This is a genomic window from Streptomyces sp. NPDC008125, assembly GCF_042957125.1.
Taxonomy (GTDB): domain Bacteria; phylum Actinomycetota; class Actinomycetes; order Streptomycetales; family Streptomycetaceae; genus Streptomyces.
In genome coordinates this window covers 1-12,723 of record NZ_JBIBHR010000003.1, presented here as the reverse complement: position 1 = coordinate 12,723, position 12,723 = coordinate 1, and the positions used below count along the sequence as shown (strand labels likewise).

Genomic DNA, 12,723 nt, shown 5'->3' with positions numbered 1-12,723 from the left:
TACCACCTGAATCAAACGAAGGACCCCCGCATCCCAGCAAAAAGATAAGCGCAAGTAGCGGAAATGCCCTATGCCATGCACTCTGCATTACCTGTACACCTCGTTTTTAACCTCGCGCGCCCGACCCGCAGAGATGAGTGCAATATTGTTCGCAGAAGAGCGATCCTCCACAGGATCAAAATAGTTGGAGTGCGCCAATGCGATACCCTTTCGATCAATCGGCATCGGGCCCGCAGAAACATGAAAGCGATGCGCACCAAACTCGCGGCTGGCAGGATCCTTCCCAAACCACAAGTCATCGCTACCCGGGTCAACTAGATTCCCGGCAAGGACGGCACCATATGCTCCTCCGAAGTAAAGACCTGCAGCACCGGCAACCATCTGCACCTTAGTTGGTAGCATCGTTACGGGATCATTATCGGCAGCACCAACAAACACATGACTTTTACCGACATTCAAATCAGCAGCGTGATCGGCACCGACTCCCGGACTACCTACAAGAATGATGTCATCCACTCCCGGGATACCGTCACCTTGCTGGGCCGCAGCTCCCACGGTTCGCGATCCGTAAGAGTGACCAATCGCCGTAAAATGAGGATCCTCATTGGCATTCGTCACGCGAATGCCTTCCATAAACCCATTGAACAGATGGCCACCTTTTTCAGCCCGCCCAGAGCCTGCAACCGCAAAGCTCGACCAGGAATCCAAGAGCTGGGGCGCGTCATACCCGAGCCAAGCGATTGACGCGCCATCAGGATCCCAGCGGCGAATACCTTTGACCGTATCTCGGGCTCGCCTCAAATCATTCTTTGCAAACCTATCGTCCAGGGACGTATTGAGACCCGGCACATAAGCCGCAACATTCTTCGACGCATCCGGGTTCCCATAGGCAACAATCGCGCGCCCATTACCCTCGTCGCCGATCCCAAGGAGATACATGGGCGGGTCACCCGGCTTGAGTGGCGCATCAAGCTGTTCAGCGATCAGCCGCAGTGCTTCGAGTTTCCTCTCCGCCTCGTCGGCCTCACCGCCGTCGAGGCCCTCCAACTTGCCGATGAGCAGGAGGAGGTTGTCCCGGTTGGCAGCGTCACGCACCAGAGCGGGAATCCCGTCGAGGTTCCCGATGACGTCCGGATAGGTCGCGAGGTACTCGTCGCGCAGCTCCTGCGGGAGACTCGCCCACCATTCCTTACGCTCGCTCGCGGACGCCCGGTACGGAATGTGGTCGTTCAGGTAGGCCCGTGCGGCCTCGCGCACGGATGCCATGTCGGCCGCCGCGTCCGTCCAGGCGGAGTTCGGGACGTCGAGGCCATCCTCGGCCTGCAGGCTGCGGAGAATGCCCGCGTATCTCGTATCCGCCTCGATGGCCAGTGTCACCGCTCGGGCGATCCGGTCGGCGATGTCCTGGGCGGTGGCCGCGTGGGGGTTGGGGGCGGTCAGGGTGCCCGGTGGCGCCATCAGGTCGGGGAACCCGCTTCCGGCAGCGGCCCGCCCGCCCCGCAGGGGGTTGTCTGCGACCAGCCCTTCATTCTCCGGGTACGACACCGACCCGTCCGCGTGCACGGTGAACTTCAGCCTTTCGGCGTCCTCCAGTGCCTCGCGGACCGACCTCTGATGCGCGCGCACCTCGTGGGCGAGGCTGTTGAGCGCTGTACGTACCAGTCCGGTCTCCGTATGGACGTACTGGAAGTTTCTGGCCAACCCACGGAGACGGGTGAGGGCGGCGTCCGCCGCCTCGCCCTCCTGCGTCTCGCGCAGACCGATGAGGATCTGCCGATCGATCCGGTCGCGCGCCACATCGGCCCGGTTGCTGAGGCGGCCCCAGCCGTCCGCCGCGCCGTCCAGTTCGCCGCACCCCACCGCGAGCAGCGCGGACCAGGTCAAAGCGCCCTTCATCTGTCACTCCCACCGATGTGACCTCCGCCGAGGTTCCCCCGACCGGCGTCGCCCCCACCGACGTCGCCCCCACCGAGCAAGTACAGGGAGGACAGCTGAGTGGGGGGCGCCTGAGCAAGGAGCGGCGGAAGCGGAGGGGTCTGCGCCGGGAGGGCCACCAGCCGACCGAAACCGGCCCGCACCGCCTGGTCCGTCGCGCCCTGTTCCCTGGCGACCGCCCGCAGCTTGGCGGCGAGGCTGCCGCACTCCCCCTGCGCCGTCGACACCCGGCGCAGCCAGGACTCGCGGACCGCCGCGAGCTCCACCAGCACGGCGAAGTCGCCGGCCCCCTCGCCTGCCAACAGACCTTCGTGCGACTTTTCCAATTCGGACCGGACCGGACCGAGATGCGTGTGCAGCGCTTCCGCGCCACCCGCAGCCCGGATCCACGGCCCGTCGGCGTGCACCAGCCGTGCATGCCCGGAGTCCGGGTCCCCCGGCCTTCCCGGCTTTCTCCCGGGACTTCCCCCAGCGCCTCCCCCCGGTCCGTCGCCACCGGATCCCGACGCCTGCCACCCCTGCGGCTGTCCGGCCACGGACACACCACTCACCCCGTTCCTTGATCCTCGACCCTCGATCGTGGAGCGGCAGCACTGTGCCTGATCCGGGAAGGGCGACATGCCGCCCTTCCACGGCTCTTCGTGGCACGGGCCCGGTATCTCCGGGGCATTCAGGGGTGCGTCCGGCTACGGTTTCACTCGAATGATGGGTAGCGCGTCAGCCCGTGCCGACCACCCGGTCGGGGAGACCAGGACGCGCTCACTCCGGCTTCTCCCCGCACACCACCCACAGAAGTTTGCCGCCCTCGCCGGACGGACCGGTGGGAAGGGCGCGGCCACCCCAGCTCTCCGCACACATCTGCACGAGGGTCAGCCCACGCCCGCGCTCCGCGAGCAGCGCCTGCTGCGCCGGTACGTACACCCCGCCGCTCCCGCTGTCCCCGACCTCACCGGAGCCCCGGAAGGGAGGCGGGATCTCCGGATTGCTGTCCCAGACGCTGAGCCGGACACGTCGATGCCCGGCACCGCGCATCCGGAGCGAGTACGGGCCCCAGGAGTGCTGATAGGCGTTGGTGGTCAGCTCGCTCACCAGCAGTTCGGCGGTATCGCCCAGTTCCGTCATCCCGTGGGCGCGGAGCACGACGCGCAGAACCGAACGGGCAACGCCCGGGGAGCGCGGATCGTGCGGAAGTTGAAGGGTGTACGCCCAAGGCGGCGATACGGTGGGTGCATGCATGGAAGTCCCCGTTCGAACAGTGTGGTTGGCGGGCCCCTAGGGCACCCGACGCCCGAACCGGCCGATCGGCGGGCTCGTCGTGGGCACCTGTCCCACGATCACGGTAGAGGCGTCATGTAATACATTCCCCGCACTCGGGGTAATGCATGCCCCAAGACACCCGTACGAGTGACTGGGCGAAGGGAGGCCGATGGCGACCAACTCGACCCCGACTGCCCGTCGGCGACGACTCGGAGCAGAACTGCGCAAGCTCCGCGAACGGGCCGGGATCACCGCCACGCAGGCCGCAGTGCTACTCGGCGGCAACCAGGCACGTATCAGCAACATCGAGGCCGGGCGATACGGCGTGAGTGCCGACCGGGTCCGCGCCCTCTCCCGCCACTACGCGTGCACGGACCGCGGACTCGTGGAAGCGCTGGCCGCGATGACGGGTGAACGCCGCAGCGGATGGTGGGAGGAGTACCGCGACGAACTCCCGGGTTCCCTGCTGGACCTGGCCGAGCTCGAGCACCACGGCACCGCCCTCCGCACCGCTACCACCTGCACCCTCCCGGACCTCCTCCAGACTGCGGACCACGCCCGGGAGGCCCTCAACCAGAGCGCGCCCGAGCTGTCGCCGCCCGAGGCCGAACACAGACTCTCCTTCCGCATCAGGCGCCAGGACGTCGTCTTCCGCACGGAAGCCGCCCCGTACCGGGCAGTCGTCCACGAAGCCGCCCTGCACATGGGGATCGGCGGCTCCCGTGTCGCCGGCCCGCAGCTGCGCCATCTGCTGGAAATGAGCGAACGGGACACCGTCACCCTGCGCGTCATCCCCTTCGCGTCCGGCGGACACCCGGGAGCCGGCCAGCCCATCACGTACGTACAGGGCCCGGTCGCACAACTGGACACCGTGCACCTGGAGCAGACGCACGGCCTGACCCAGCTGGACGCCGAAACGCTCCTCCGGACCTACCGTCAGACGCTCGACCGACTCGAATCGCTCGCGCTGGACGTGCAGGCATCCCGCGATCTGCTGCACTCACTCGCGGCGACACACGCGTGAGGCACGTGTCGCTGACTGGACGTCAGTCCCGTGCACGACGGCGCACGCCCAGCTCTCGAACAGCGCGTACGAACACGAGAACCCCGGCGAACGCTGCGGTCGAGCCGGAAACCCAAGACCTCCCTCATTGCTGATCGTCACAGAGCGTGATACACAGAGTGACCGGCTGAAATCGCGGCCACCCCGGGCCACACCACAGGTCAGGGCGCCCATCCCGGTCATGTGTACGAGATTCGGGTAAAGAGACCCGAGAAGGCGTCGTACGAGCGCGGTTTCATCAGCGAAGATAGACGGCACGACCCGCACCGGCCGGCGCGGGCAGCGAACTACGCAACAGGGGCGGTGACTTACATGATCCTGGCAGCTGAGAAGGGCGACATCACCACCATCATCGGCGGAATCGCCCCGAACTGGGGCCCGTTCGGGACGCTGGGCAACGAGGCACGCATCATGGTCGAGGTAGTGATGGCGGTTGCCATCCTGCTCTGCCTCGGCATCGCGATCTGGGGCGCGGCCAAGCAGCGCATCGGCGCGACCGCCTTGCGCGACACCTTCAGCGCGGAACAGGGCAAGGGCCTGATCGTCGCTGGACTGACCGGCGTCTTCATCATCGGCTCCCTCGGCACCCTGTTCACCATCGTGTACGGCATGGCGGTCTGACGGGGCGTCGGCGACACGTCGCACTGTCGCTCCCTGTCTCTCCACCACCATCCGTCCGTCCGTCGCGCCCCCGGCTGAGGTCGAGTCATCCCATGTCGAGTCACCACACCGCACCCGCTGGGCGCTCAGCAGAGCTACCGTCATATGACGGCAGTCCGCACACGGCTGAGGGGGCGCTCGCGGCATGAGCTACGACGACGAGCAGGGTTACGGAAGCAGGGATTCCGGCGACAGGGGCGACGGCGCGTACAGCACGCTGGGCGGAACCCGCCAAACGCGTACCCGCCTCCCCGAGGGCAACCCCGGAACCCCCCACGGCCGCCGCCCCGCCCGCACCAGCCGCTCGCTGGTCATGGCCGTCGGCGTGGTGGTTCTGCTCGTAGCGGCCATCGCGTTCGCGAACCTGGGCGGCGACGACAGTGCCAGCGACAGCCCGAACGCGGATCCGGCCGCCCCCGGCATCAGCCGCTCGGACACCACCGGCGGCACCGCCCCGACCGCCCCCACCGGCACCGATCCCGTCACGGGCAAGAACGGCACCATCGCCTCGGGGTTCGCCCACGACGAGCAGGGGGCCCAGAGCGCGGCGGCAAACTACACGGTCGTTCTCGGATCCGATCAAATGTTCAATGCTGATGGCCGCCACAAGATCACTGAGGCTGTTTACGCTCCGGAAGTCGCCGCAACACGTCAGAGCAGCATCGATGAGGCTTACTCGAGCGCATCGTTCCTTTCTAGCATCGGGCTCAACCCCGATGGGACTTCCCCGGGATCCTTGACCTTCATCTCACGTTCCAACCCGGTGGGGGCCCGGGTCACGAAGTACACCGGCGACCAAGCGACCGTCGCCATCTGGTACTCAGCTCTGTTCGGCCTCGCGGGAGAGGGCTCCAAAAACCCTGTTTCCGAAGGCTGGTACACCACCACGTACAAGCTGGAGTGGGTCGGCGGCGATTGGAAGGTCGCTGATTTCTCGCAACAGGACGGCCCTGTACCCGTGGGACGCGACCAAGCGGCCTCACCAGCAGATCAGATGGCCGACGCGGTGAAGCAATTCGGAGGTTTCACCTATGCGCGGTAGTAGTTTCCGACGAATCTCGCTGGCAGCTGCCGTTGGATCTGTCCAGGCCGGAGCAATCGCGTTCGCCACCCGAGCTGCTGCTGCGCCGTCCCCGAGTCCTTCTCCCAATGCCAGCAACAACGCCTGCGACCTCATTCGAGGCCCCGCCAAGGACTACTGCGAAGGCGACGCCGGCGCGCGCACCACCCCACCCAACACCACCGACGACCCCCTCGACCCCCTGACCTCCCTCGCACACGGCTGCGCCGACGCCGCGTCCTACCTCATCGGCCAGCTCAGCAAAGCCGTCGAGGGCACCGCATCCGTCGACTTCACCAACGAGTCCTTCCGCAAGCAGTACGCGATCGTCTTCGCCGCCTCCACGATCCTGACCCTCGTCCTCTGGCTGTTCGCGGTGGCCAAGAGGGCGATCCGGGGTGTCCCGTTCACCACGGCGATCTCCGAGGCCGTCGGGTATCTCTGGCTCACCGTGCTGGCCTCCGCGTTCACGCCGCTCATCCTGTACGTGGTGGTCTCCGCCACCGACGGGGTCACCGAAGTCATCTCGTCGGCCACCGGCGGCCAGTCCGACGTCTTCTTCGGCTCGTTCGCCGAAGCGCTCACGAAGGGCGACGACATCGGCGGCGGTCCGATCATGCTCATCGTCGTCTCGCTGGTGTCCCTCCTCGCCGCGGGGATCCTCTGGCTGGAGCTGGTCATCCGGGCCGCTCTGCTGTACGTCGGCGCCCTGCTGGGCGTGGTGGTGTACGCCGGGCTCGTGGACAAGAACATGTGGGGCCACGTACGACGCTGGGCGGGGATCATGATCGCTGTGATCATGGTCAAGCCGGTGATCGTGATCGTCCTCGGCCTCGCGGGTGCCCTCTCCTCGGACGACGGCCCGGACGCGCTCTCCGCCGTCGTCTCCGGGCTCTCCATCATCCTGCTCGCCATTTTCGCCTCGGCCATGATCTACCGCTTCGTCCCCGGCTTCGGCGACGAGATCCAGGGCGCCCGTACCAACCGTAAGCAGGCCACCGACGGCTCCCAGGCGGCCGCGATGGTCAGCTCGCCGGCCGCCCTCGTCTCCCAGGGCATCAAGACGCACAGCGGCCGCAACGACCAGAACAGTGGCGGGGGCGGAGGGGGTGGGCGCTCCGCCAACCCGCTCAGCGGCGGGGTCGCGGCCCACGGCTCCCGGGGCGGCTCGGGCGGGGGAGCGGCCCCCGCGCCCCGCAGCGGTGCCGGTCCCACCTCAGGGACCCCCCACAGCAGCCGCTCCCCGCGGGGCGGTTCCGGCAGCACAGGTAATCCGAGCACAGGAGGTGGAGGGCGGTGACGATCCAGTCCCACCCGATCACGCCCCGCCGCACGTATCTCATCGGCCGCGCCCGGCCGAACGCGATCGTCGGCAAGAACCGCGAGACCGGCGAGATCGCCCTCATCATCGTCGGCGCGTTCCTCGGAATGATGAGCGGGCTCCTGGTCCCGGTCCTCCCGCTGCGCATCGTGCTGCTCACCGGCTTCCCGATGCTGGCCCTGGCCGTCGTGTACGTCCCGTACAAGCACCGGACGTTCTACAAATGGTTCGAGATCAACCGCAGCTTCAAGCGGACCCTGCGCCGCGGCACCACCTACCGCTCCGCGGCGATGGAGGCCGGCGTGCGGGGTGACGGCCGTGAGGTCGAGATCGGGCCCCCGCCCGGGATCGGCCGGATCAGCTGGCTTTCGGCCCCGTTCGGGCCGGACGAGATGGCGGTACTCCTGCACGCGGACCGCCGCACGGTGACCGCCGCCATCGAGATCGAGGGCCCCGGTGTCGGGCTGCGCGACAGCGAGGACCAGGAGGCGCTGGTCGACCGGTTCGGCACCCTGCTCAAGCACGTTGCCAACGGCGACGGTTTCGTCACCCGTATCCAGATGCTGGCCCGTACCCTCCCCGCCGACCCCGACGCGCACGCGAAGGACGTCGCCCAGCGGGGCGACAATCACGCGCCGCGCTGGCTCCAGGATTCGTACGACCAGCTGCAGTCGATGGTCTCGACCTCCAGCGAGCAGCACCGGGCGTACCTCGTCGCCTGCATGCACCACAGCCGCGAACTCGGGGCCGAGGCCGCCGCGATGGCCCGGGCGGCACGCTCACCCGGTGGCCGCAAGCTGGACCGTGACGCCGGGCTGGCCGTGGTGATGGCCCGTGAGCTCACCGACATCTGCGCCCGTCTCGCCGAGGCCGACATCCGGGTCCGTCAGCCGCTGGGGCAGAGCAGGCTCGCTTCGCTCGTGCACTCGATGTACGACCCCGACCACCCGATCGACCACATCCAGGCGATGACCAAGCGGAATGCCTGGCCGGCCGAGCTGGACGCGATGGAGCCGACGTACCTGCAGGCCAAAACCCGGGAGTCTACGACCCGCGCCCCCTGGTGCCACGCCACGGCCTGGGTGAAGGAGTGGCCGATGACGCCGGTGGGGGTCAACTTCCTGGCGCCGCTGCTCGTCCACACTCCCGACGTCATCCGTACGGTCGCCGTCACGATGGATCTCGAGCCCACCGAGGTGGCCATCGAGCGGATGCTGACGGAGAAGACCAACGACGACGCCGAGGCCAGCCGCCAGGCCAAGATGAACCGCACCGTCGACCCCCGCGACATCGCCGCCCACGGCCGTATGGACCAGCGGGGCGAGGACCTCGCGAGCGGTGCGGCGGGGGTGAACCTGGTGGGGTACATCACCGTCTCCTCGCGTTCCCCCGAGGCGCTCGCCCGCGACAAGCGGACGATCCGGGCCTCGGCCGGAAAGTCGTACCTGAAGCTGGAGTGGTGCGACCGCGAGCACCACCGTGCCTTCGTGAACACCCTGCCGTTCGCGACCGGAATCCGCCGCTGACACGGTTCGTCCACACCCCGGGAAGCACCCCGGGAGCACCACGGGCCACCCCGGGAAGCACCACCGCACCACCCCCACCTCCGGGCGACCGGAAGCAGTCGAGAGAGAGGGCAGCCACCTCATGCGCGACCCACTGTCCGCATTGTCGGAAGCCTTCACCGCGTTCCTCTTCGGCAAGGTGGAGACGACCCGCCTGCCCGTGCGTACGTCCACGGGCCAGGCCCAGGCCGTCTATCTGCCCACCGCGGCACCCGGTCTCGGCGACTCCGGTGTGATCATCGGGCGCGAGGTGTACTCCGGCAAGGGGTACATCTACGACCCCTTCCAGCTGTACGGGCAGCAGCTGCCCGCGCCGCACTGGCTGGTGCTCGGCGAGTCCGGCAACGGCAAGTCCGCGCTGGAGAAGACGTACGTGCTCCGCCAGCTCCGCTTCCGCGACCGCCAGGTCGTGGTGCTCGACGCCCAGGGCGAGGACGGGCACGGCGAGTGGAACCTCATCGCCGAGCAGCTGGGCATCACCCCGATCCGGCTCGACCCCACCGCCGCCCTGAACGGCGGTATCCGGCTCAACCCGCTCGACCCCGCGATCACGACGACCGGTCAGCTCGCCCTGCTCCGTACGATCATCGAGGTGGCGATGGGCCACGGCCTCGACGAGCGTTCCGGCTTCGCGCTGAAGGTCGCCCACGCCTACGTCAATCTGACCATCACCGACCGCCAGCCGGTCCTGATGGACATCGTCGAGCAGTTGCGCCACCCGGAGCCCGAGTCCGCCGAGGCGATGAACGTCGACATAGACGATGTACGGGCCTGGGGCCTCGACGTCGCCCTCGTTCTGGACCGCCTGGTCGACGGTGACCTGCGCGGCATGTTCGACGGCCCGACGACCGACGGGATCGATCTCGACTCCCCGCTGATCGTCTTCGACCTCTCGCACATCGACCGCAACTCGATCGCCATGCCGATCCTGATGGCGATCGTCGGCGTCTGGCTGGAGCACACCTGGATCAGGCCCGACCGGAAGAAACGCATCTTCCTCGTCGAGGAGGCCTGGCACATCATCAACTCGCCCTTCGTCGCCCAGCTCTTCCAGCGGCTGCTGAAGTTCGGGCGTCGACTGGGGCTCTCCTTCGTCGCCGTCGTGCACCACCTCAGCGACGTCGTGGACGGCGCGGCGGCGCGCGAGGCTGCGGCGATCCTCAAGATGGCCTCCACCCGGACGATCTACGCCCAGAAGGCCGACGAGGCCCGGGCGACGGGCCGGGTCATCGGGCTGCCGCGTTGGGCGGTCGAGATCATCCCGACGCTGACGCCGGGCATCGCGGTGTGGGACGTCAACGGCAACGTCCAGGTGGTGAAGCACCTGATCACCGAGGCGGAACGCCCGCTCGTCTTCACCGACCGCGCGATGACGGAGTCCTCCTCCGACGCTGCGGACGACCTGGACGACCTGCTCCCCGAGTACGCGCGTGAGGCCGAGCGGGAGACGGAGCAACGGGCCGCCCGCATCGAGCGTCAGCAGCGGCTCGACGAGTCGTCCGAGTCCACGGTGGCCTGAGGTGGCGCGCATCTCGACCGGTCCCGAGCCGGGCCCCGGGCAGCGGCCGGACCGGCGTGAACAACGGAGCGGTGGCGTCCCGGACGGCCTGTTGGTCGGGGGCCTGGCCTTCCTCCTCGGGGCGACGGTCCTGGCGTGGACGGCCACCGGACTCGCGGGACTGTTCGCCCACGGCTCCTGGCCCCGCGGCGTCTCCCTGCCCCGCACCCCCTCGGCGCTGCGCGAGCTCGCGGCCTCCCCGCAGGACCTCGCGGGCGCCTGGCCCGCCACTCCACCCGGCGAGCTCTCCGGGTACGGCCTCTTCTGGGGGCTGCTCATCAGCCAGCTGCTGGTCCTCGTCGTGCTCGGCGTGTTCGTCCTCGGTGTCGTGACCCGGGGCCGCGAGGTACGCCGCCGTGCCCGCGAGGAGCACGCCCGACGCCTGGCGGCGCATTCCACGGCCACGATCCCCGGACCGGTCCCGCCGGCACACCCGCCCGCTCCGATTCCAGCACCCGCCGCTTCGGTTCCGGCACCGGCTCCCCTTCCCGTACCGGCTCCGAGTCGCCTTCCGGCCCCGGCTCCCGCACCGGTGCAGGAATCCGGGCTGTCCGTCCCCGCCCCCGGGGCCCCGCGTACGCCCCTGCTCCTCTACGCGACCGCGGCCGAGCGGCGCCCCACCGCCGTCCAGGCCGTACTGGACGCCCCCGGAGCGGTGCTCGTCGTCACGTCGGACCCCACGGTCTGGGCGGAGACGAAGGACGCCCGCTCCAAGCTCGGTCCCGTCCTCGTCTACGACCCGGGCCATCTCTGCGACACCCCGGACCGCCTCCACTGGTCACCGACCTCGGGCTGCGAGCTGCCCGAACCGGCTGCGGCCCGTGCCGCCGCGTTCCTCGCGCCGGTACGGCCCCAAGCCCGGATCGAGGAGGCGACCGCCGACACCGCGCAGACCCTGCTGCAGTGCTGGCTGCACGCCGCCGCGGTCGACGGCCGCCCGTTCCGCCAGGTCCACCGCTGGGCGCTGGGCGGCGGTGCCCAGGACGGGGTACGGATCCTCCGCACCCACCCGAAGGCGGCCTCCGGGCTCGCCGGGCTGCTGGAGTCGGCCCTCACGGCCCACCCCGAACGCCGCCGGGCCGCCCAGGAACTGACGGTACGGGCGCTGGGCGCGCTGGCCACGGTCCACATCCGCGAGGCCTGCACACCGAATCGAACCGATACCGCCGCGCTGGGTTCCTTCGCCTCCGAAGGGGGAACCCTGTATGTGGTCGGCGAGTCCGTCGAGGATCCTCGCCACCACCCGGGCGCGATGCCACTGCTCACCGCGCTCGCCTCGCACGTGGTCGAGCACGGCCGCCGCATGGCCGCACGGTCAACCGACGGTCGGCTCGACCCACCACTCACGCTGGTCCTCGACGACGTCGCCGCCGTCGCTCCGCTGCCCTGTCTCCCGGAGCTGCTGACGACCGGCGAGAGCCACGGCCTCGTTACGCTGGCACTGCTGCGCTCCCCAGAGCAGGCCCGCGCCCGCTGGCGTACCCCGCTCGCACCGCCGGCCGTCTGACCTTCCGGCTTCCGCGACCGGACGGAACGCCCGGCCCTTCGGCCGCCGGATCAGCGACGCTCCCGCACCATCTCCACCTCGCGCTCCTCCGGACGGTCCGGGACCGGCACCGTGCTGCCCGAGGGTACGAAGCCGTACCGCCGGTAGAACGCGGCAGCCCGCGGGTTGTCCTCGTGGACGAAGAGCCGCAACCGCGTGAGGTACGGGTCGTCGAGGCCGAAAGCCCACTCCTCGGCGGCCCGGAACAGCGCCTCGGTCAGGCCGGTCCCCCGGACCTCAGGACGTACGAAGACGCCGACCAGGTGCCCCTGCACACCTTCGGCCTCTCCCCCGAAGACGCCCTCCCGATCAGGCCTCTCGACGAGGACGGTGACCGACCCCAGCCACCGGCCGTCGGCGGCCTCGGCGACGAACTGGGCCACGTCGGTGCCTTCGGCCCCTCCTGCGGCTCGCTGCTGCCAGAACGCGTCTGGTCGGCCGACGGCGCTCCGGTAAGTCTCAAGGAACGCCACCGGAGCCGCCGGGTCCTGAAGAGCGAAAAGCCGGAGCTCCTTGACCGAAGGCCACTCCTCGGCCCGTACCCGCCGCATCACATGATCAGGGTTCATTCGGTCATGCTGCCTACGAGCCCTCGGCCGGTCAATCGTTTTAGCGCATGACCACCGCAACAGAAGGGGTACTGCGTTCATGGAATTGTCCCGGAACGCAGAAAACCCCCGTGCCACAAGGCACGGGGGTCTCCCGGAAAAATTGTTCGGCGGCGTCCTACTCTCCCACAGGGTCCCCCCTGCAGTACC

General features: G+C 68.8%; 11 protein-coding genes. 7 read left to right on the top strand and 4 right to left on the bottom strand.

All coding sequences use genetic code 11. The features are described from left to right. Window positions 1-87 precede the first annotated feature (87 nt). The 3 genes from ACFZAX_RS05255 to ACFZAX_RS05245 form a co-directional block, all read right to left on the bottom strand. Window positions 88-1,896: an alpha/beta hydrolase gene (locus ACFZAX_RS05255; RefSeq protein ID WP_390959287.1), complete on the bottom strand. Its 1,809-nt coding sequence runs from the start codon at window positions 1,894-1,896 to the stop codon at window positions 88-90. Then, window positions 1,893-2,237: a hypothetical protein gene (locus ACFZAX_RS05250; RefSeq protein ID WP_390959285.1), complete on the bottom strand. Its 345-nt coding sequence runs from the start codon at window positions 2,235-2,237 to the stop codon at window positions 1,893-1,895. Before ACFZAX_RS05250 ends, ACFZAX_RS05255 begins: the two co-directional genes overlap by 4 nt. 457 nt (window positions 2,238-2,694) lie before the next feature. After that, window positions 2,695-3,171, bottom strand: coding sequence for an ATP-binding protein (locus ACFZAX_RS05245; protein ID WP_390959283.1), 477 nt, complete (start codon window positions 3,169-3,171; stop codon window positions 2,695-2,697). A gap of 190 nt (window positions 3,172-3,361) precedes the next feature. Between ACFZAX_RS05245 and ACFZAX_RS05240 the strand changes: the two genes are divergently transcribed. From ACFZAX_RS05240 to ACFZAX_RS05210, 7 genes are all read left to right on the top strand, one after another. Further along, entirely contained in the window at window positions 3,362-4,216 is an 855-nt protein-coding gene (locus tag ACFZAX_RS05240; RefSeq protein ID WP_390959281.1) for a Scr1 family TA system antitoxin-like transcriptional regulator, read from the top strand. Window positions 4,217-4,567: 351 nt separating this feature from the next. Beyond that, window positions 4,568-4,876: a hypothetical protein gene (locus ACFZAX_RS05235; RefSeq protein WP_266706183.1), complete on the top strand. Its 309-nt coding sequence runs from the start codon at window positions 4,568-4,570 to the stop codon at window positions 4,874-4,876. Between the two features lie 184 nt (window positions 4,877-5,060). Then, entirely contained in the window at window positions 5,061-5,957 is an 897-nt protein-coding gene (locus ACFZAX_RS05230; protein WP_390959279.1) for a hypothetical protein, read from the top strand. Next, window positions 5,947-7,275, top strand: coding sequence for a hypothetical protein (locus ACFZAX_RS05225; protein ID WP_390959277.1), 1,329 nt, complete (start codon window positions 5,947-5,949; stop codon window positions 7,273-7,275). Before ACFZAX_RS05230 ends, ACFZAX_RS05225 begins: the two co-directional genes overlap by 11 nt. Next, complete coding sequence (locus tag ACFZAX_RS05220; protein ID WP_390959275.1) at window positions 7,272-8,822, top strand: SCO6880 family protein; 1,551 nt, start codon at window positions 7,272-7,274, stop codon at window positions 8,820-8,822. The genes ACFZAX_RS05225 and ACFZAX_RS05220 overlap by 4 nt, the downstream gene beginning before the upstream one ends. Window positions 8,823-8,943: 121 nt before the next feature. After that, window positions 8,944-10,380, top strand: a complete 1,437-nt coding sequence (locus ACFZAX_RS05215) for an ATP-binding protein (protein WP_390959273.1) — start codon at window positions 8,944-8,946, stop codon at window positions 10,378-10,380. Window positions 10,381-10,390: 10 nt separating this feature from the next. After that, window positions 10,391-11,926, top strand: coding sequence for a type VI secretion protein (locus ACFZAX_RS05210; RefSeq protein WP_390960057.1), 1,536 nt, complete (start codon window positions 10,391-10,393; stop codon window positions 11,924-11,926). Between the two features lie 50 nt (window positions 11,927-11,976). Here the strand turns inward: ACFZAX_RS05210 and ACFZAX_RS05205 are convergent, their stop codons facing one another. Then, window positions 11,977-12,534 (bottom strand): GNAT family N-acetyltransferase, encoded by a 558-nt coding sequence (locus ACFZAX_RS05205; protein WP_390959271.1) that lies wholly within the window; start codon window positions 12,532-12,534, stop codon window positions 11,977-11,979. Between the last annotated feature and the right edge of the window lie 189 nt (window positions 12,535-12,723).

Bases quoted from the DNA above. Each gene is read 5' to 3' on its own strand.
- ACFZAX_RS05255 (WP_390959287.1), bottom strand. From the start codon at position 1,896: ATGAAGGGCGCTTTGACCTGGTCCGCGCTGCTCGCGGTGGGGTGCGGC.
- ACFZAX_RS05245 (WP_390959283.1), bottom strand. From the start codon at position 3,171: ATGCATGCACCCACCGTATCGCCGCCTTGGGCGTACACCCTTCAACTT.
- ACFZAX_RS05240 (WP_390959281.1), top strand. From the start codon at position 3,362: ATGGCGACCAACTCGACCCCGACTGCCCGTCGGCGACGACTCGGAGCA.
- ACFZAX_RS05235 (WP_266706183.1), top strand. From the start codon at position 4,568: ATGATCCTGGCAGCTGAGAAGGGCGACATCACCACCATCATCGGCGGA.
- ACFZAX_RS05230 (WP_390959279.1), top strand. From the start codon at position 5,061: ATGAGCTACGACGACGAGCAGGGTTACGGAAGCAGGGATTCCGGCGAC.
- ACFZAX_RS05225 (WP_390959277.1), top strand. From the start codon at position 5,947: ATGCGCGGTAGTAGTTTCCGACGAATCTCGCTGGCAGCTGCCGTTGGA.
- ACFZAX_RS05215 (WP_390959273.1), top strand. From the start codon at position 8,944: ATGCGCGACCCACTGTCCGCATTGTCGGAAGCCTTCACCGCGTTCCTC.
- ACFZAX_RS05205 (WP_390959271.1), bottom strand. From the start codon at position 12,534: ATGAACCCTGATCATGTGATGCGGCGGGTACGGGCCGAGGAGTGGCCT.